The 19812-nt window shown below is 61.8% G+C and carries 15 protein-coding genes; 5 read left to right on the top strand and 10 right to left on the bottom strand.

All coding sequences use genetic code 11. The features are described from left to right. Window positions 1–144 precede the first annotated feature (144 nt). Window positions 145–405 carry a 30S ribosomal protein S20 gene (gene rpsT, locus J7I86_RS00915; RefSeq protein ID WP_024816801.1) on the top strand — a complete coding sequence of 87 codons (261 nt, stop codon included), beginning with the start codon at window positions 145–147 and terminating at the stop codon, window positions 403–405. 99 nt (window positions 406–504) lie between these two features. Here rpsT and holA read toward each other — a convergent pair whose 3' ends face one another. The 8 genes from holA to J7I86_RS00875 form a co-directional block, all read right to left on the bottom strand. Beyond that, window positions 505–1521 carry a DNA polymerase III subunit delta gene (gene holA / locus J7I86_RS00910; protein ID WP_214814915.1) on the bottom strand — a complete coding sequence of 339 codons (1017 nt, stop codon included), beginning with the start codon at window positions 1519–1521 and terminating at the stop codon, window positions 505–507. Beyond that, the gene (locus J7I86_RS00905; protein WP_286179092.1) at window positions 1440–3113 is read right to left on the bottom strand and encodes a ComEC/Rec2 family competence protein; all 1674 of its coding nucleotides are present in this window, start codon (window positions 3111–3113) and stop codon (window positions 1440–1442) included. Before J7I86_RS00905 ends, holA begins: the two co-directional genes overlap by 82 nt. A gap of 73 nt (window positions 3114–3186) precedes the next feature. After that, on the bottom strand, window positions 3187–4017 hold the full coding sequence (locus J7I86_RS00900; protein ID WP_214814914.1) for a helix-hairpin-helix domain-containing protein: 831 nt from the start codon (window positions 4015–4017) through the stop codon (window positions 3187–3189). 73 nt (window positions 4018–4090) lie between these two features. Then, window positions 4091–5074: a DegV family protein gene (locus J7I86_RS00895; RefSeq protein WP_214814913.1), complete on the bottom strand. Its 984-nt coding sequence runs from the start codon at window positions 5072–5074 to the stop codon at window positions 4091–4093. Between the two features lie 59 nt (window positions 5075–5133). Beyond that, on the bottom strand, window positions 5134–7662 hold the full coding sequence (gene leuS / locus J7I86_RS00890) for a leucine--tRNA ligase (RefSeq protein ID WP_214814912.1): 2529 nt from the start codon (window positions 7660–7662) through the stop codon (window positions 5134–5136). Window positions 7663–7952: 290 nt separating this feature from the next. After that, complete coding sequence (gene glpK, locus J7I86_RS00885) at window positions 7953–9467, bottom strand: glycerol kinase GlpK (RefSeq protein WP_214814911.1); 1515 nt, start codon at window positions 9465–9467, stop codon at window positions 7953–7955. 81 nt (window positions 9468–9548) lie between these two features. Further along, entirely contained in the window at window positions 9549–10301 is a 753-nt protein-coding gene (locus J7I86_RS00880) for an MIP/aquaporin family protein (RefSeq protein ID WP_214814910.1), read from the bottom strand. 172 nt (window positions 10302–10473) lie between these two features. After that, window positions 10474–12255, bottom strand: coding sequence for a glycerol-3-phosphate dehydrogenase/oxidase (locus J7I86_RS00875; protein ID WP_214814909.1), 1782 nt, complete (start codon window positions 12253–12255; stop codon window positions 10474–10476). Window positions 12256–12377: 122 nt separating this feature from the next. Between J7I86_RS00875 and J7I86_RS00870 the strand changes: the two genes are divergently transcribed. The 4 genes from J7I86_RS00870 to J7I86_RS00855 are packed head-to-tail and all read left to right on the top strand — an operon-like array spanning window position 12378 to window position 16305. Next, window positions 12378–13340, top strand: coding sequence for a sugar-binding transcriptional regulator (locus J7I86_RS00870; protein ID WP_214814908.1), 963 nt, complete (start codon window positions 12378–12380; stop codon window positions 13338–13340). A 34-nt stretch (window positions 13341–13374) separates the two neighbouring features. Further along, entirely contained in the window at window positions 13375–14271 is an 897-nt protein-coding gene (locus tag J7I86_RS00865; protein WP_286179091.1) for an aldo/keto reductase, read from the top strand. Between the two features lie 10 nt (window positions 14272–14281). After that, a complete protein-coding gene (locus tag J7I86_RS00860; RefSeq protein WP_214814907.1) occupies window positions 14282–15226 on the top strand; it encodes an alpha/beta fold hydrolase in 945 nt (314 codons plus the stop codon). Next, window positions 15223–16305: a glycosyltransferase family 1 protein gene (locus tag J7I86_RS00855; protein ID WP_214814906.1), complete on the top strand. Its 1083-nt coding sequence runs from the start codon at window positions 15223–15225 to the stop codon at window positions 16303–16305. Before J7I86_RS00860 ends, J7I86_RS00855 begins: the two co-directional genes overlap by 4 nt. An 18-nt stretch (window positions 16306–16323) precedes the next feature. Here J7I86_RS00855 and J7I86_RS00850 read toward each other — a convergent pair whose 3' ends face one another. Together J7I86_RS00850 and metK are read right to left on the bottom strand one after the other, a co-directional pair. Continuing rightward, complete coding sequence (locus tag J7I86_RS00850) at window positions 16324–18414, bottom strand: primosomal protein N' (RefSeq protein WP_396019837.1); 2091 nt, start codon at window positions 18412–18414, stop codon at window positions 16324–16326. Window positions 18415–18575: 161 nt separating this feature from the next. Continuing rightward, entirely contained in the window at window positions 18576–19805 is a 1230-nt protein-coding gene (metK, locus tag J7I86_RS00845; protein WP_214814904.1) for a methionine adenosyltransferase, read from the bottom strand. Between the last annotated feature and the right edge of the window lie 7 nt (window positions 19806–19812).

Below are 19812 nucleotides of genomic sequence, written 5' to 3'. Positions count from 1 at the left end.
CTTTCTGCTATCCTTTATAGCTGTGTGTCCGTGCAGGTCGACGGCCACGCATGGTTGGCTGCCATAGGCATCCCCACGCCGCTCAGTCGATGGCCAACCTGAAAACCCTCTAGACCATTTCCGCATTAAAAAGAGAGTTCATACGTGGCTAATATCAAGTCCCAGAAGAAGCGCATCCTCACCAACGAGAAGGCTCGCCTGCGTAACAACGCCGTCAAGTCTGAGCTGAAGACGGCCATTCGCGCCGTCAGCACCGCCGTTGAGTCTGCCGACAAGGATGCTGCTGGAACTGCACTTGTTGCTGCCAGCCGCAAGCTGGACAAGGCTGTCAGCAAGGGCGTTATTCACAAGAACAACGCTGCAAACCGCAAGTCGGCGATCTCCAAGAAGGTCAACGCACTCTAAGGTTTTCCAGTTCGACTGAGCTGATCAAAAGGCCGGCGCCCCTTGGGCGCCGGCCTTTGGGTTTAATTGGAGGCCGGAGCTTCAACGAAAGCGGAAGCTTCAGCGGCGGCTGGCTGACGTTGCAATCACCGTAACCGCATGCTCCACTGCGTAGACAGGGTCCCGCGACTCACCCTTCACCTGGGCGTCTGCTTCTGCGATCACCTGGATTGAACGGATCAGCCCTTCGGGGGTCCAGCGCCGGACATCACGCTGCGCCTGCTCCACGAGCCACGGCTGCATTCCCAGGTTCTTAGCGATGGTGGCCGGAGAACCATTGGCGCCGGCAACTTTGGCCAACGTCCGCAGCTTGGCCGCCAGAGCCGCAACCAAGGGGACCGGGTCAACTCCGGTGGCCAAGGCATGCCGCAATGTTGATAGTGCCACCGGTCCGTTGCCGGCCATGGCGGCGTCGGCAACTTTGAAGGCTGTAGCTTCCACCCGGCCTCCGTAGTAGCGTTCAACGGTTTCAGCTGTGACAGCGGTGGTGGCGTCGGCAATGAGCTGGTTGCAGGCAGCAGCCAGTTCTGAGAGATTGGCACCCACCGCATTCACCAACGCCTGGACGGCCTCGCCCTCAATGCGGCGCCCCCCGGCCCTGAACTCGGAGACGACAAATGCGGTCTTGTCCGAGTCCTTCTTCAGCGGTTGGCAATCAATGACGGGCCAGCCGGCGGACTTCACGGCGTCGAGCAGCTTCTTGCCGCGGACTCCCCCGGCATGACGTAAGACAAGGACTACGTCCTGGTCCGGATGCTGGAGGTAAGCCAATCCGTCGGCCAGGAAAGCGTCGTTCATGGCTTCCAGTCCCTCAACCTCAATGAGCTTCCCCTCTCCGAAGAGGGACGGCGTGACGGTCATAGCCAACGAACCGGCCTCGTAGGAGCCCGCGTTCAGCCGGCTGAGTTCCACATCCGGAGTAGTGGTACGCACATGGCTACGGATGCCATCCATGGCGCGGATACCCAGATACTCTTCCGGGCCCATGATCAGGACTACGGCGGCCGGCGCCGCATCGCGCCAGGTGACGGTGCTCGCCGCGATGCTCTTGGCCCGGGTGTTTTGGGCAGCAGCCACAGGTGATTCCTTCCGGACGATTTTTTGCAGGCTTCAAGTCTGCCATGTTTGCGTCTTGCACCGCGCTCTATCGTCAGCATCACCGCGCGATGCAGCATCATGACCTGGTGCACCACTCCTGTCGGGTGCAGCATCATCCAGAACACCAGCACGGAAACGACCGATAGGGCCACCATCGCCGAGACTCCGGCCGGACCTTCGGCCCATGGCAGGGCCGCCCCGGGCAGATGGGCGAAGAACCGGGCCAAGCCTGCCACCACTCCTGCGCAGACCCCGGCCACAGCTACGGGCGCCGCAGCCAACCACGGAAGGACGGCGGCCAGCGGAACGGCAAAGGTTCCGAAGATGGTTATTGGCGCTACCAATGGACCAGCCACCACGTTGGCGACCAGGGCGTAAGGAGTGAACTGTGGTTGAAGGGCCGCGATGACCGGACCGCACAGCAATTGGGCGGATAGCGGCACCGCAATACCGGCGGCCAGCCAGCGCGGCACCGTGGAAGGAATCCACGACGCAATCCGGGTTGCCAGCAGAATGATACCCAGGGTTGCCAGAACGGACAGGAGGAACCCGACATTTGACGCCATGCTCGGATCCAGCAGCAACAGAATGATGGTGGCCAGGCACAGGAAGGTTAGGGACCGACCCCGCAGGCCTCCAACCAAGGCAGCCAGCCCCACGGTCCCCATCACAGCAGCTCGTAGAACACTGGGGTCCGGCCCTACCATGACAACAAAGGCCAGCAAACCGCATGCAGCAAAAATCCCGGCTAGCGGGCGGGTCAACCTGAGGCATCTCGCTATCAGAATGAAGCCACCCAGCACCAAACTACAATTGGCGCCGCTGACCGCAGTCAGATGTGTCATTCCTGTTGTCTTCATATCTGCCTTGAGACTTTCCGGCAGCGCGCTGGTGTCTCCGGTCACCATTCCGGGCAACAGCCCGGCGGGGTCCGGAGGTAACCACCCCGATGCTGCGACGAACTGTCGCCTCAGATCGAAGGCCGAGTGCCGGACATCAAAAGCAGACGTGAGGACAACGGGGGCGGAGGCTGCGGCCAAGAGAGCCGCCTGCGCTTGTCCCTCCCGCACAGGCTTCAACGTTCCTGAGGTTCTGACGTGCTGCCCGGGCCGTACGTCCTGCCAGCCATTTCCACCGACCACCATCACGTCTGCGGAGCCTTGTGTCACTGAACCCTTGGAGGTGACTTCAACCAGACCCGCCTCCACCGACCATCGGTTGCCACCGGAGTGGCCCGGCGCAGGGACCTCCGCGGGAACTCCGGTGATGCGCACTTCGATAAGGACACCGCTTCCCTCTGCCACAGCTTCTGCCAGTGGCCCTCCTTCGCGTGTGTTGGCTGTGACAGCACAACTAACAGCCACGGCTGCACCCAGGACGCCTGCCAAGGCAAGGGTTGCAGAAATCGTTCTAGCCCGTGGCACGGCCCGCCGATGCCGCCGTGTCCTGACCAGCAGCAGTGTCCCCACCAGCGCCATGACTCCCGCCAGTGCTGCGGACCACGCTGCGTCGATCAGGGATCCTGCAAAAGCAACAGACCAGGTGACCAGCACGGCAGGGATCAGCCTCAAGTCCGTGCGCTTCGGTGACCCAGCGCTGCCCTGAGTACGAGTGAGCAGAGGGGGACCGGCCACCCCCGCTGACTCAGCCACCCTGCACCGTTACCAGATCTTTGAGGGACTCCATGAGCTTAGGTCCAATGCCGTCAACGGCGTCGAGTTCATCTATGGAAGCAAAAGGTCCATGCTCTTTTCGCCAGTCAATGATTCCTTGCGCAGTCACGGGACCAACTCTGGGCAGGGTGCCCAATTCCTCCAATGAGGCTGTGTTGATGTTGACTTTCGCCCCTTGAGCCGCAGGGGCCGTGCTTCCGCTGGGGCTGCCGGAACCTCCGGCAAGTGGGGACGACGCGGGGGGCGGTATCTCACCCACCAATGGAACGACGACCTTGGCTCCGTCGATGACCACCTCAGCAAGGTTGAGCCCATTGAGTTCCGCGTTGGAGGCAGCACCCCCGGCTGCGTCTATTGCCTCAAAGACCCTGCTGCCCTGGGGCAATGCCACGACACCGGGCTTCTGCACGGCACCGGCCACGTGCACAACCACACTCCCGCCAGGCCCCGAGGCTCCTGCCCGCGGAGTTTCCAACAACTCCGGCAGTGCAGGGCTGGAAGAAAATGAAGGACTGAGCGGTTCGGAACTTGGCTGTCCCACAGCAGACTGCCATAGGTGCCAAGCAATTATGCCAACTGCCAGGATGGCCAGGAGGGCAGCAACCCGCCACGGGGTCCGCCACCGGGTCCCTGCGTGATGCAGCTGGGCTTCCTGCTCTGACTCATCAAAGGCCGGCCCGGCCTCGAGTGGCAGCTGCAGCAGCGGAAGAGCTTGGGTCCCGGTACCCAGACGCGATGCAAAACGCTGTCGGGCTGCCTGCGTTGCGGCATCTGGGGAGGCATCCCGGTTCCGGCGTGGCATATTTCGAGCCTATGGCTCCTACTGCGGGAACGACGGGGCCCAGGTGCTCTATGTGGATAAAAGGACCCAAGGATCAGTCCGTAGGCGTACTGCTCTCACCCACGATGACCGCAAGAACTCCCAAGCCTGCATGTGCTGCCAGCACAGCCGGGAGCGCACTGATTTGCGGTACCGGGCAGTCCGGACATTTCTCGTTCAGGCGTGCGGCCAGGGCTTCGGCTTCCAACTGATTGCCAAAGTGGTGAACGGCCAATCGTTGCTGGCCGGCGGGGCGGGAGGCCACGTCCGCGGTAACGATTTCCTCAAGGCGAGCTATGGCGCGCGCAGCGGAACGGACCTTTTCCAGCGGAACGATCCTGCCGCCGTCGACCGCCAGGATGGGCTTGATGGCAAGGACGGTCCCGAACAGGGATGCTGCCGCACCGATGCGGCCACCCCGCCTCAATTGTTCGAGGCTGGGTACGTAAAAATAGACTTTGGTGCGCTCCATGCGCTTTTCGGCGAAACCGCGGACTTCTGCGGCTCCTTGGCCATCGGCTGCTGCTACGACGGCACTCTGCACGCCCATTCCCTGTGCCATTCCCACTGTGCGCGAGTCCACTATTTCGACCGGAATGGTTACCCTTGCCGCGGCCAGCCTGGCGGCGTCAGCGGTTCCGGAGAGTTCGGACGAAATGTGGATGGACACCACAGACTCGAAGCCGTGGCGTTGCGCAGCGAGGTAAGCCTGCTCAAACTGCCCGGGTGATGGCCGTGAAGTTTTCACCGAGGCGCCCGAAGCGAGAGCCAAAGAGAGGGTTTGGGTAATATCGTCTTCACCCTCGCCGTAGATTTCGGTCCCAACCATAACCGGCATGGGAACAACTGCCAGACGCCCGTCGGCCGTGAAGGCGGACACCCAATCCGGAGGCAGGGCAGCTGCGGAATCAGTGACGATCGCAGTCTTGACGACGGCGGCCAACGGCACGTCCGCGACCACAACCGGCGCGGTTGGCTGCCGGAGACGCGCCACTCTTTCCTTGAGCCATATCCATGCGGGTGGTTCTCGCTCAGGCACGCGACCTCCAAAGATGATGGCCGGCCGCCGGCAGACTGCCGGCGGCCGTTCAATACCTGCTAGGCAGGGACGATGTTCACCAGTTTAGGTGCCCTCACGATAACCGTCCGGATGCCGCGGCCGTCCAGGGCCCGCTGGACGTTGTCCGAGGCCAGGGCGAGTTCACGCAGCTCGTCCTCGGTGATGTCCGGCGAGACTTCCAAGCGGTCGCGAACCTTGCCTTGAACCTGGACCACTGCGGTGACCGTATCCTGAACCAGCAGTGCGTCGTCGTGCTGAGGCCAGCCCGCATTGGCCACGGAAGCAGGGTGGCCGAGGGTGTTCCAGAGATCTTCAGCGGTGTATGGCGCAAAGAGGCTCAGGATCACTGCTACGGCTTCCACGGCTTCACGAACGGCGGGATCTGCGGCACCTGCACCCGAGTCGATGGTCTTGCGCGTGGCATTAACCAGCTCCATCAGACGGGCAACCACCACGTTGAACTTGTTGTTGTCCAACAGTTCGGCGGCGTCGGCGATGGTCTTGTGCGTGACTGTTCGCAGAGCACGGTCACCGGTGGCAGGATCGACACCGGGTTCGCTGCTGACGTCCTGGCCAAGGCGCCAGGCACGGGCCAGGAACTTGGCCGAACCCGACGGCGAAACGTCCGCCCAGTCGACGTCGTCCTCCGGTGGGGAGGCGAAGACCATGGTGAGGCGGACGGCGTCGACGCCGAACTTGTCCAACTGCTCGCCCAAATCCACACCATTGCCCAGGGACTTGCTCATGGCCTTGCCGCCGTTGAGTACTTGGCCCTGGTTGAGCAGTGCCGAGAACGGTTCGTTGGCCTCAATCAGGCCAATGTCTTTGATGACTTTGGTGAAGAAACGTGCGTAGAGCAGATGCAGGATGGCGTGCTCCACGCCTCCTACGTACTGTCCAACGGGCATCCAATTGTTGATCTTTTCGGGATCAAACGGGCCTTCGGTGTAGTCGGGCGAGACGAACCGCAGGAAGTACCAGGACGAGTCCACAAACGTGTCCATGGTGTCCGTGTCACGTTGCGCAGCACGGCCGCAGTTGGGGCATTGGACGTTGACCCACTCGACAGCGGCGGCCAGAGGTGAAGTTCCCTTGGGTGACAACGCCTCACCGCGCAGGTTGTCCGGCAACCTGACCGGGAGCTGGTCGTCGGGGACGGGCACTTCGCCACATTCACCGCAGTGGATGATGGGGATAGGGGTGCCCCAGAAACGCTGGCGGCTCAGCAGCCAGTCACGCAGCCGGAAGTTGACGAACTTCTCACCGGTTCCCAGCTTCTCCAGAATCTCAATTGCTGCGGGTATGCCTTCGGACTTGGACAAGCCATCCAGGTCACCGGAGTTCTTCAGCTTACCTTCGCCGGCAGTGGCAATACCGGTCTCTGCCGGGTCTTCGGCGCCGGTCTCCAACACTTCCCGGACAGGCAGGTTGAAGGCATTGGCGAAGTCGAGGTCGCGCTGGTCGTGGGCCGGCACGGCCATGATGGCACCTGTGCCGTAGTCGGCCAGGACGTAGTCAGCGGCCCACACGGGGAGCTTCTCGCCGTTGAGCGGGTTAATGGCGTAGCGGCCGGTGAAGACGCCGGTCTTCTCGCGTTCGGCGGACTGGCGCTCGATTTCGGAGAGGGCCTTGACCTTCTCGCGGTAGGCCATCAATTCATCGTGCTGTTCCGGAGTCACCAGGTCCAGGGCCAGGTGCGCATCCGCTGCGACAACGAAGAACGTTGCACCGTAGAGGGTGTCCGGCCGCGTGGTGAACACCGTAACTTCGCGCTCGGCACGGTCTTGCGTGGCTTCGATGACGAAGCGTACGTGGGCTCCTTCTGAACGGCCGATCCAGTTGCGTTGCATGGCCAGAACGCGCTCAGGCCAGTGGCCTTTCAGCTGGTCCATGTCTTCGAGGAGGCGGTCAGCGTAATCGGTGATCTTGAAGTACCACTGATTCAGGGATTTCTTGGTGACAGGCGTGCCGCAACGCTCACAAGCACCGTTGACTACTTGCTCGTTCGCCAGGACGGTGAGGTCCTTGGGGCACCAGTTAACGGGTGAGTCCTTGCGGTAAGCCAGGCCACGCTCGTAGAAGCGTTTGAACAGCCACTGGGTCCACCGGTAGTACTCCGGGTCTGACGTGTGGATGCGGCGGGACCAGTCGGCAGAGATGGCGTAACGCTTAAACGACGCCGCCTGGGTGTCAATGTTGGCGTACGTCCACTCGCTGGGGTGAGCGTTGCGCTTGATCGCAGCGTTCTCAGCAGGCAACCCGAAAGAATCCCACCCGATGGGGTGCAGGACGTCGAAGCCCTTCTGGCGCAGGTAGCGCGCTACGACGTCGCCCATGGCGAACGCTTCTGCGTGGCCCATGTGGAGGTCGCCGGAGGGGTAGGGGAACATGTCCAGCACGTAGCGGCGTTCCTTGGAACCGTCGTCGGCAGGGGTGAAGACTTTGAGGTCCTCCCACACCTGCGGCCACTTGGCTTCCATCGCAGCGAAGCTGTAGACGCCCTCTTCAGGCACTTCGGCTGCGGCTGTTGGTGCTGTTCCGGTCTCTGTCTCCGGCTGAACGCTCACTGCTGCCCTCTTCTGTTCTTCGATGGCGGTTTTGACTCCTGCTTGGCACCGGAATGTCCCGGACACACAAAAGCCCCTCAACAATGGAGGGGCGGCCGCACGGCTAGTAAAGCCGAGCGGCTAGCTAAGCAGAAGGATCGCACGCATACCAATACCTTACCCCACCAAACCCATGGGCTGGGTGTAAGACGGCCGTGCGCCAAAAGAGGTTCCGGGGACTCCCCGCCATGGTGTGGTGGGCACCGCGAAGCGGGCGGGCGGGAGTCCCCGGAACCTCTGTCGTGAGATGACTACTTCACATCTTCGTCGACCCAGTCCATCGACTTTGTTACAGCCTTCTTCCAGAGGCGCAGCTGGCGCTCCTGCTCTTCTGCCGGCAGCTGCGGTTCCCAGCGCTTGTCTTCGTTCCAGTTAGCGCTGAGCTCGCCCAGGTCCTTCCAGAATCCGACCGCGAGGCCAGCGGCGTAGGCAGCGCCAAGGGCCGTGGTTTCGACCACCTTCGGACGGACTACGGGTACTCCCAGGATGTCTGCTTGGAACTGCATGAGGGCTTCGTTGGCGACCATGCCGCCGTCGACCTTCAGTTCGGTGAGCGGGACACCTGAATCGGCGTTGACGGCGTCGAGTACCTCGCGTGTCTGGAAAGCAGTTGCTTCCAGTGCCGCCCGGGCGATGTGGCCCTTGTTGGCGAACCGCGTGAGGCCGACGATCGCGCCGCGTGCGTCTGCACGCCAGTACGGTGCAAACAAGCCTGAGAACGCCGGGACGATGTAAACGCCGCCGTTGTCCTTAACACCGGCGGCGAGTTCCTCGACCTCCGGGGCGGAGCTGATCATGCCGAGGTTGTCGCGGAGCCACTGGATCAAGGACCCGGTGACGGCGATGGATCCTTCGAGGGCGTAGTGCGGCTTGGCGTCGCCCAGTTTGTAGCCGAGGGTGGTGAGGAGGCCGTTCTTGGAGTGGACGATCTCTTCGCCGGTGTTGAAGATCAGGAAGCAGCCGGTGCCGTAGGTGTTTTTGGCTTCCCCTGGTTGGAATGCGGCCTGACCGAAGGTTGCTGCTTGCTGGTCGCCGAGGATGCCGGCTACCGGCGTTTCGCGAAGCAACTGCGAGGTGTGGACGTGGCCGTACACCTCGGAGGAGGACTTGATGGCAGGCATCATGGAGGCCGGGACACCGAAGACGTCCAGGATTTCCTGGTCCCACTGCAGTGTCTCAAGGTCCATGAACAGGGTGCGGGAGGCGTTGGTGACGTCAGTAACGTGCACACCGCCGTCCACACCGCCTGTCAGGTTCCAAAGAACCCAGGCATCGGTGTTGCCGAAGAGGAGGTCGCCGGCTTCGGCTTTCTCACGGGCGCCTTCGACGTTGTCCAGGATCCATTTGATCTTGGTGCCGGAGAAGTACGTTGCCAGCGGAAGGCCGACCTTCTGTTTGAAGCGCTCCACTCCCCCGTCCTGTGCCAGTTCATCGACGATCGGCTGGGTGCGGGTGTCCTGCCAGACGATGGCGTTGTAGACGGCCTCGCCGGTGTTCTTATCCCAGACGACAGCGGTTTCGCGCTGGTTGGTAATGCCGACGGCGGCGATGTCGTGCCGTGTCAGGTTCGCCTTGGACAGGGCTGAGGCAATGACTTCGCGGGTGTTGTTCCAGATTTCGGCGGGGTTGTGCTCCACCCAGCCGGCCTGCGGGAAGATCTGCTCGTGCTCCATCTGGCCTGTGGAGACGATGTTGCCCGTGTGGTCGAAGACGATGGCACGGGAGCTGGTGGTGCCCTGATCGATGGCGATGACGTATTGATTCATGGTGACGTCCTTGTCTGTTTTTGTTAGCTGCTCAGGTGGTGATCTACAACGTGCGGATGGGTGTTGCGAGTGAGTGCATTACTAGCCTGCGAGTGCGGGCATGATGTCCGGCACCCAGATGGCCACAAGCCCTGCGAGGGCACCGCCAGCCAGCGGTCCGACGACCGGAATCCAGGAGTATGCCCAGTCGCTGCTGCCCTTGCCCTTGATGGGAAGGAGGGCGTGGGCGATGCGGGGGCCAAGGTCACGTGCGGGGTTGATGGCGTAACCGGTGGGGCCACCGAGGGAAACGCCGATACCGACAACAAGCAGTGCAACTGCCAGCGGGCCGAGGCCTGAGGGGGTGCCGCCGAAGGTCAGGATGACGAAGACCAGGACGAACGTGCCGATGATTTCGGTGATGAGGTTCCACGGGGTGGAACGGATGGCCGGACCGGTGGAGAAGGTGCCCAACTTATTTGCCGCAACGGGCTCCTCATCGAAGTGCTGCTTGTAAGCGAGCCAGCAAACAACAGCACCCAGGAATGCGCCGAGCAATTCAGCGCCGAAGTACGTCAGGGTGGACGCGAAATCCACGGGAACGCCTGGGGCGTATTCTGCTTTCTGATTGACCAACAGGCCTAAAGTGACGGCCGGGTTGAGGTGCGCACCGGACTTTGCAGCCACGAAAACGCCCGCGAAGACCGCAATACCCCAGCCCCACGTCACCATCAAGAATCCACCGTTGTTGCCCTTGGTGCCTTTGAGCGCAACGTTTGCCACGACACCGCAGCCCAACAGGGTCAGCATCATGGTTCCGAATACTTCGGAAAGGAAAACAATTCCAAGAGACATCTTTGACTCCTCATTTTTCTGTTGTCAGCCTCCTCGCGGGTGAAGAGGCTGTTGGGACGGTTCCGATGTACCCCGGAACCGTCCCGGTGTGGTGGGCCCCTGGCGGGCCCACCTACCCCATTCCGTCCCTACCGCACGCTGGGACGGTCAAGCTGTTTTCCGCTGCTTGAGCTCAGGCTACGAGACTGTGCACGTCAACCTTGTGGAAGCGCTGCAACACTTCTTGGGCGTGGCGGATTTCTGCCTCGCGGGCAGCAGCGTCCCAACCCAGCGGTTCTGCCAACGCCGCGGCAATCTCATTGAGCAACTCGCCGGTAACCAGGCCACGGAACGCGAGCGAGGTCCTGCGGATGAGGACATCCACCAAATGCCCGATTTGCTCGTGCTCGGCCATGAAAGCCAATTCCCGGACGCTCAGTTCGCGGGTGGAGCGCAGCGGAGCGTCGTGTCCGGCGTTGAGGTAGTTGATGACGTCCTCTGCCCTGGTTCCGTACCGGGTCAGCAGGACAGCTACCCGGTCAGCGTCCAGGCCCGGCCCCATGTGCTTCTTGATCCATTCCTGTTCCCCTTGTTCAGTGGCAGGGAAGCCGGCGCCACCGCCAATGGCGAGTTTCGCCGTCGAGACTTTGCGTTCCAGCCCCAGTTCGCCGAGGACGTCGTTGGTCATGTGCTCGGCCAAGGCGCGGAACGTGGTCCATTTACCACCCACCAAGCTGAGGACGACGGCGGCCTTGCCGCCTGGCGTCGCCACCGAGTCGCTGCCGGTACGGACGCTGCGTTCGATGCGGTAGTCGCGTGAGACGAATCCGGGCTGGGTCTCGTCGTGGCGCGGCAGGGGCCGAACACCGGCGAAGCTGTAGACGATCTGTTCGCGTTCCACCTTGATGGTGGGGAAGACATGGCCAACGAGATCGAAGAAGTAGTCGATTTCTTCCTCTGTGCAGACGGCGTCTTGTGACATGTCAGCGTCCACGTCCGTGGTTCCAACCAGCACACGGTCTCCCATGGGGTAGATCAGGACGATGCGGCCATCAGTGTGCTCGAAGAAGATTTCCCGGCCGTTGCAGGCAGCAAGCAGTTCAGGGTGGTCCAGGACGATGTGCGATCCCTTGGTGCCGCCCATGAACTTGCTGACCGCTCCCATGGCCTGGTTGGTGAGGTCTACCCAGGCACCGGTGGTGTTGACGATGACGTCAGCCTGGAAGTCGAATTCCTTGCCGGTCAGTTCATCGCGGAGCCGGACTCCGTCCGAGCCCATGGACACGAGCGACACGTAATTGCTGGCTCGGGCGCTCCCTCCCGGCAGTCCACCGCCGCGGCCTGCTTTCTCACCATCCTGCAGGACGTCGAGGGTGAGGCGTTCCGGGTTGTGAACGGAAGCATCAAAATAGGTAGCCGCGTACTTGATTCCGGAGTGAAGCTTGGGAAGCTCGGCCAGGGCCCTGGTACGGCCCCGGAATTGGTGGCGGGGTACGCTGCCGCCGTCGCGGGAGAAGAAGTCGTACATGCTCAAACCGACCTTGATGAGAAACGCGCCGCGTTCCTTGGGCTTGCCCTGTTTGTGGGTGAGGAAGCGCATGGGTGCGGAGAGGATGCCGGAGAACGTGCTGAAGATCGGAATGGTGGTCTGCAGTGGCTTCACGTAGTGCGGAGCGATCCGCAGGAGCCTGTTGCGCTCAACCACGGATTCCTGAACCAGGCGGAACTCACCGTTCTCCAGGTATCGGATGCCGCCATGAATCATGTGGGACGACGCTCCGCTGGCGCCTTGGCAGTAGTCACCGCGTTCAACAAGTGCCACGTCCACGCCTTGCAGGGCGAGATCGCGGAACGTTCCCACACCATTGATGCCCCCGCCGATGATGAGTACCTTGGCCGAAGGCCTCTCCTGCAGGGCAACCACGGAGTCGCGCTGAGTTTGCTGTGAGGTACCGGAAATCTTGTTGTGTCCCAAAACTGCTCCCTTGGGCTTGGTTCGTGCGCCGCGCCACTCGCTGCTGCACCGTTCACCACTAATCTTGCGAAGGTGGAAAATGGAGTCAAGCTATATGCACAAACGTGCAGTAAGGAAATGAGATGGCACGATCACGTCACTCGGATGCGCTCCGGGCTGCACAGATGTATTACCTGCAGGACCTGACCATGGATGCGATTGCCCGGGAACTCCGGACGTCCAGGTCCACGGTGTCCAGGCTGTTGTCTTCCGCAAGGGAAACAGGCTTGGTTCAGATCCAGATTCGAAGTCCCTTTGATACCGGCCCTGAGCTGGAAAGCCAGATCCGGAACCAGTACGGCGTGGACGTCCACGTGGTTCCGGTTCTGGATACTCTCAACGAGGCCGAGACCTTGGACCGCGTAGCCATGCAGGCTGCACGAACAATCGGGCCCTTGGTGGACTCGAATGCCATCATCGGCGTGGCCTGGGGCGCGACACTCAGCGCGGTCAGCCGGCACCTCACCCGCAAGGTGACCCACGACAGCATTGTGGTTCAGCTCAACGGCGCCGGAAACATGCAAACCACCGGCATTACCTATGCCAGTGACATCATGCGGCGCTTCGGGAGCGCCTACGGTGCGCGCGTGGAGCAGTTCCCCGTTCCGGCGTTTTTTGATCATGCCTCCACCAAGACGGCAATGTGGAATGAGCGCAGCGTTCAACGCATACTGGACTTGCAGGATCGGATGAGCATCGCCATCTTCGGCGTCGGATCGGTGGATTCGGACTACCCGAGCCATGTCTACGCCGGTGGTTACCTCGATGAACATGACCTCACCATGCTGGCGGCCGACGACGTCGTGGGTGACGTTGCAACGGTCTTCTTCCGGAGTGACGGGTCCTCGGACGGCATCACCCTGAATGCAAGGTCAACCGGTCCCAGCCATGAACAGTTGCGTCAAGTCAGGCGCCGGATCTGCGTGGTATCAGGAGCGTCCAAGATCAACGGCCTCCAGGGAGCTCTGGCAGCGGGACTGGCAACAGACCTTATTCTGGACGAAGCCTCAGCCCGACGCCTGGTGAGTTTCAACGGCCATTCCTGAAGCAATCGTGCAAGGAATGGGTAGAGTCGTTGCTATGAGATCCCCTTCCGAGCTGACATCAAACACGTTGGCGCTGAACAATGGCGTACAGATGGACCGCATGGGATACGGACTCTATAAAGTTCCCGCCAAGGACGCAGAAGCATTGGTCGCCACGGCACTCGGCGAAGGCTACCGGAGATTCGATACAGCAGCTATGTACGGCAACGAGGTAGGTGTGGGCCGGGCATTGGGCGGCGCAATCGGCGACGCCGCCGAAGCCAACAGAGGCACCGGCGGCTCCGGCGAATCTGTGCACGCACTCGCACGTGAGGACGTCTTCGTAACCACCAAGGTCTGGAACGATGACCAGGGCTACGATGCAACGCTGCGAGCCTTTGACACATCCATGGCAAACCTTGGACTCGACTACGTGGACCTCTACCTGATTCATTGGCCGTGTGCCGGACGGGGATTGTTCGCCGAAAGCTATAAGGCCATGGAAACCCTTTACAGGGAGGGAAAGGTGCGGGCCATCGGCGTTTCCAACTTCCAGCCCGACCATCTCGACCAGCTGATGCAAAAGGCCGAGGTTGTTCCTGCGGTCAACCAGATTGAACTGCACCCTTGGCTGCAGCAGACCAGATTGCGGACTTTGCACGAGCAACTCGGAATCCGCACCGAGGCATGGAGCCCCCTTGGCCGCGGGCAGGTGCTGGAGGACCCGGCAATCCTCTCGCTGTCCGAAAAGTACAGCCGGACTCCGGCCCAGATCATTCTGCGGTGGCATCTTCAGTTGGGAAATCTGGTCATCCCCAAAGCGAGCACAGCGGGACGGATCAAGGAAAACTTCGCCGTCTTCGATTTCGACCTGGAGGGCGCGGACATGGACGGCATCGCAGCACTCGAACGCCATCATCGGACGGGATCACACCCGGACAACGTGAAGTAGGGACCAACGTATGGACAACGTGGACACCGAACACTCCACCAAGGGTGTAGAGGCCACCAACGACTTCTTCAGCACGGGGCTGCGGGGGCGGACGAGCGCCTCCGACGTCGATGTGGACGGCAGCAACGTAGCCTACTGGACGTACCGGCCTGTCAGCGTCACTCCCATGACCCGCACCGTTCTGGTCATCCATGGCTTCCGGGGAGACCACCATGGATTGCTGCGCGTCGCCGATCACCTTCCGGAAATGCGCATCATCATGCCGGACCTGCCCGCCTTCGGGAGCTCGGAACCCTTCGTCGAGGACGAACACACCGTTGAACGCTATGGGAAGTTCATCTCCGGTTTCATGGCCGCGCTCGGTTTGGATAACAAGACTGTCCTTCTGGGTCACTCCTTTGGCTCAATCGTTACCAGCCACTTTGCCGCCGCGAATCCGGGAGCCGTCTACCCGCTGGTCCTCATCAACCCGATCGCCGCCCCGGCTCTGGAGGGTCCCAAGGGCATCATGACAAAGCTTGCGGTGCTGTATTACCAAGTGTCCGCCAAACTTCCCCGCGCGCTGGGACTGGCGGTCCTTCGCAACCGGGTGATCGTTCGCATCATGAGCATCACCATGGCCAAGACCAAGGACAAAAACCTGCGCCGTTTCATCCACGGCCAGCACGACGCCTATTTCAGTGCCTTCGCAGACAGGAAGAGCCTGCTCGAATCGTTCAAGGCTTCCGTCTCGGGCAACGTAGCTGAAGTCGCTGAGCAATTAGCGCTCCCCGTGTTGCTCATTGCCGGCGAAAAAGATGAGATCGCCACCCTTCCCAACCAGCACAAACTCATGAAACGCCTACCCGAGGCAAAGCTGGAAGTGATTCCCGACGTCGGGCATCTCATCCACTACGAGACGCCGGTTCCGGCCGCAGAAGCAATCCGTACCTTCCTGGAGGAACATCCCGCGTGAAAATCGTCATCGACGCCCGCTTTACCCGAACGGACCATCACGATGGCATCAGCCGCTACGGTTCCAGCCTCATAGCCGCAACGTCAAAAATCGCCGACGTCACCATGCTGATCAGCGACAAGCGCCAACTGGCCCTTCTCCCTGACGTCCCGCACGTCATGGTCAACAGCCCGCTGTCACCTTTGGAATTGTTCGTGGCCCGCAAGGTCAACCCCGTTGGTGCTGACGTGGTGGTCTGCCCCATGCAGACCATGGGCACCTTCGGCCGCAAATACGGGCTGGTTCTCACCCTTCATGACCTCATTTACTACGAACACCCGACACCCCCGGGCTTCCTGCCCGCCCCCGTCCGCCTGCTGTGGAGGCTCTACCACAAGGCGTTCTGGCCACAGCGGCTCCTGCTCAACCGCGCCGACATCGTGGCTACCATCAGCCACACCACTGAAGCCCTCATGGCCAAGTACGCACTGACGAAGCGTCCCGTTCGAATTGTGGGGAACGCACCCCAACCCGGTCAAACACCTCGAGACCCTGAAGCAGGCGCAGACAAGTCCATCCTCTACATGGGTTCGTTCATGCCCTACAAGAACGTCGAAACCATGATCCGGGGCATGTCCGGCCTGCACGAATACACCCTGCACTTGCTCAGCCGGATCACCCCCCAACGCAAAGCTGAATTGGAGGCCTTGGTTCCCGACCGAGCCAAGGTGGTGTTTCACAACGGTGTCACTGATGCGGAATACGACGAACTCCTGCTGAGGGCCACCGCACTGGTCAGCCTTTCACGTGCTGAGGGATATGGATTGCCGCTTGTTGAGGCCATGGCCTTGGGTACGCCCGTAATCGCAAGTGACATTCCCATCTTCCGTGAGGTCGGAGGCGAAGCCGTCAGCTACGTTCACCCTGAATCGCCGGCGGAATTCGCGGCGGCTGTGACTGCACTGGGCGAGGATTCCCTCTGGCGGGAGCGCTCCCGAACATCTGTGGAACGCGCTGCAAAATTCAACTGGGACGAATCGGCACGGCAGCTCCTTGCCGCAGCCGAAGAAGTGGTGTCTCAGCGTCGACGAAAGGCGTAGCCGAGGGCACAGCCAGGGTCAGAGGACGTCTACTCCGTCCATCCGCAACTGCACCGGGCCCGACGTGCGCTTGGCGGCACTGGCCACCTTCACAGCCCGCATGGCACGGGTGGTCTCCGCAGCGTCTGCGTAAGGAATGAAGTAGAGCGTCCTGACCTCTGCATCGATATCAGCGGCTGACGATTGGGCACCGCCGAACAACTGAACCGGCGCGGGCCCGGCTTTGCGGAGCTTTGCTACCGAGCCCAGCGCGGCGCTGGCCTCCAGAGCGTCGCTGAAATGCACGACGTCGGCCCTGGAACCGGTCACGGAAGCCACGCGGACTGCCGGGGGCAGCTGCAATTCCTTTCGAAGCGCCAGTTCACGTGAGGCGAAGCCGGCAGCATCCCACCGCAACAGTGCTCCCGTAGCCGCGGTATCGTCGGCTGTAATGACCACGAGTCCACCTTGGCTGGCCGGCTTCACGAGGGATGCGGCGTTGAACCACCGGCGGACAGTGTCCTCCCCTGCGCGCAGGTTCTCGCGCCGGAGCAACGAGTTGCCGTCCAGTAACAGGGCTGCCGCGTAACCGTTTGGTGCAACAGGCTCAGCGCCCACCGTAGCGACCACCAGGGCGGGAGCATCAGAAACAGTTGCCTTGATGTGTTCACCGGAAGAGGTCACCACCGCTTTGCCCGGGAAAGCCCGCCCCAACTCCTCTGCCGTCCGCATGACGCCTGCCGCTCCCCGGCGCAGTCGTGTTCCGCTGCAGTGAGCGCAGCGCCATTGCGGCGCGGGCGTGGAGCACCACCGGCAAGCGGGCATGGCCGAACTGCTGGACACGGCCAGAGGCCCCTGGCAGGCGTTGCAGCGCGCCAATTCGCGGCATGTCTCGCACACTAAAGACGGGGCATATCCGGCCCGGGCCACCTGGACCAGGACAGGACCCCGCTCCAGGCCCTCTTTGGCTGCCCGCCACGCCGCACCCGGCAAACGCGCAATACGCGCCAGTGGGTCACGTTCTTGTTCGAAACTGTCGGCGGTGTTGAGAAGCCTGGGCGTTGTGGCGCGGACAGTACTTCGCGGTGCTTCAATCGGAACTGCCCACTGCATCTCAACAAGGCGTTGGAGTTCGGTGCTTCGGTTGTGCGAGGCCATGAGACAAGCAGCGTTCTCCTGCTCGGCGCGCAACAGCAGGACTTCCCTGGTGTGCGCATAAGGAGCCCGTTGCTCGATGTGGAGGTCGTCGCCGTCGTCCCAGCAGATCACCAGACCAAGATCGCGAACCGGAGCATAGGCCGCCGAGCGAGTGCCGATCGCTACTCCCGCCGCACCGCTAAGAAGCCTGAGAAAGTTCCTGTAGCGGGGAGTTTGTCCGTCATCGGCCGTTAGCCGGGCAACGTCGGATGCGGGCAGGACATTGCCCAGCGCCCTTTCCAACTGCTCAAGATCACGATAGTCCGGCACCACCACCACCGCGCCGCGTCCCGAAGAACGAACCGTGGCAACGGCCGAAGCTACCAGGGCCGGCCAACCATCAGGGCCGAATCCCTGGAGAGCAGTGAGGACAGCTTTGGGGGAACCGCCGTTAGCGAGGTGCTGCAGATACGGCTCGCCATTGCCGTAAGAAGCCCACGCGCGGGCATCCGTGTCCGGTTTCAGGTCAACAACACCCGCGTCCAACTCTCCGGCCAGCAGCTCCTTCTCCACCTTGGCCACCCGCGGAGGAATTGCCGTTCGAAGGACATCGCTGAGGGTTCCGGCGTACCGGGCAGCTACGGTACCGGCCAACTCCATAGCGGCCGGGGTGAGGACCGCAACCGGTGAGACCACTTTGTGCAGGGTGCTCAGCGGTGCCGCAGCATCCGAGTCTGCGCGCCTTTCAATGATGTAGCCGTTGAGCTCCTGGCCGTTGAATTTGACCTTAACCCGGACGCCGGGCGCAGCCACCTCCGCGAGTTCAGCTGGAACGCTGTAGTCGAATGGCCGGTCCAAATGGGGCAGGGACGACTCGAGCACCACCCTCGCCACCGGATTTTCAGCCGCAAGTGGCGGACCGTTGATCGGCGCGCGATCCGGAAAGCCCTGCAGCAACGACGGCTGGGCATCGTGACCTGCCAAGCACTTCACCTCCACCTCTGGCGCGGAAAAGCACCACGCATTCTTAACCTGGAATGCCCGCAGCGGGATTGACCCGCCGCGGGCATCTCTCTGGCACCAGCCAATCATGGGCCACTGACATTACAACAACGCAGGGTTGATGCGTCCGCCGCCCAACCGGTGTCCAAGGGTCAGGCGTTGAAGTATTCCTTCAGGTCGGCCACCCGGTCCAGGCGTTCCCACGTGAAATCGGGGTCGTCGCGACCAAAGTGACCGTGGGCCGCCGTCTTTGCGTAAATGGGCCGTTTGAGATCAAGCGCATCAATGATGGCGCGCGGACGAAGGTCGAACAGTTCATCGATGGCTTCGCTAATGCGGGCCGGATCAACGGTTTCCGTGCCGAAGGTCTCAACGTACGTTCCAACCGGGCGTGCCTGGCCGATGGCGTAGGCAATTTGAATCTCAGCCCGCTTGGCCAGTCCGGCGGCCACCACGTTCTTGGCGACCCAGCGCATGGCATAAGCCGCTGAACGGTCCACCTTGGACGGATCCTTACCGGAGAATGCGCCACCGCCGTGGCGGGAAAATCCCCCGTAAGTGTCCACGATGATCTTGCGTCCTGTGAGCCCGGCGTCCCCTACGGGACCGCCGATGACGAAGGCGCCTGCAGGGTTGAGGATGTTTGCGGTGTGTGAGATATCCAGGTTGGAGGCTGACATGACGGGGTCGATCACGTAGCTGGCCAAGTCCGCGCGAAGCTGCTCAAGGCTGGCCTCTTCAGCGTGCTGGCTGGAGATGACCACAGTTTCCACGGAAACCGGCCGATCGCCGTCGTAACCTACGGTGACCTGTGTCTTGCCGTCCGGGCGAAGGTAAGCCAACTCGCCGTTCTTGCGGACCTCAGTAAGGCGTTCGGACAAACGGTGGGCGAGCCAGATGGGGGTAGGCATGTAAGACGCCGTCTCATCGCTGGCATAGCCAAACATGATTCCCTGATCGCCGGCGCCCTGGAGGTCGTAGTCGTCCTCTTGCCGGCCTTCACGGGCCTCAAGTGAGTTGAATACGCCACCGGCGATGTCGTTGGACTGTTGGCCGATGGACACCGACACACCACAGCGGGCGCCGTCGAATCCATTTGCGGACGAGTCATAGCCAATGCCCAGGATCGTCTCGCGGACAATCTGCGGAATCTCCACGTAGGCATCGGTAGTAACCTCACCAGCCACGTGCACCAAGCCCGTAGTGGCCATGGTTTCAACAGCGACCCGGGATTCAGGATCAGCAGCCAGCAGAGCGTCCAAAATGGCGTCGCTGATTTGGTCGCAGATCTTGTCCGGGTGCCCTTCAGTGACCGATTCGGAGGTGAAGAGCCGGAGCTTGGACGGGGTGCCATGGTGTTCATGGTGCAGCGGTAAAGTCACTCGACCA

It is taken from the genome of Arthrobacter sp. ISL-95 (genome assembly GCF_018613695.1).
Lineage (GTDB): Bacteria > Actinomycetota > Actinomycetes > Actinomycetales > Micrococcaceae > Arthrobacter.
Note: the sequence above shows the minus strand (reverse complement) of the source record. Positions and strands in the feature narration are given on the sequence as shown.

Bases quoted from the DNA above. Each gene is read 5' to 3' on its own strand.
- J7I86_RS00900 (WP_214814914.1), bottom strand. From the start codon at position 4,017: ATGCCACGCCGGAACCGGGATGCCTCCCCAGATGCCGCAACGCAGGCA.
- J7I86_RS00860 (WP_214814907.1), top strand. From the start codon at position 14,282: ATGGACAACGTGGACACCGAACACTCCACCAAGGGTGTAGAGGCCACC.
- J7I86_RS00865 (WP_286179091.1), top strand. From the start codon at position 13,375: ATGAGATCCCCTTCCGAGCTGACATCAAACACGTTGGCGCTGAACAAT.
- glpK (WP_214814911.1), bottom strand. From the start codon at position 9,467: ATGAATCAATACGTCATCGCCATCGATCAGGGCACCACCAGCTCCCGT.
- J7I86_RS00880 (WP_214814910.1), bottom strand. From the start codon at position 10,301: ATGTCTCTTGGAATTGTTTTCCTTTCCGAAGTATTCGGAACCATGATG.
- J7I86_RS00870 (WP_214814908.1), top strand. From the start codon at position 12,378: ATGGCACGATCACGTCACTCGGATGCGCTCCGGGCTGCACAGATGTAT.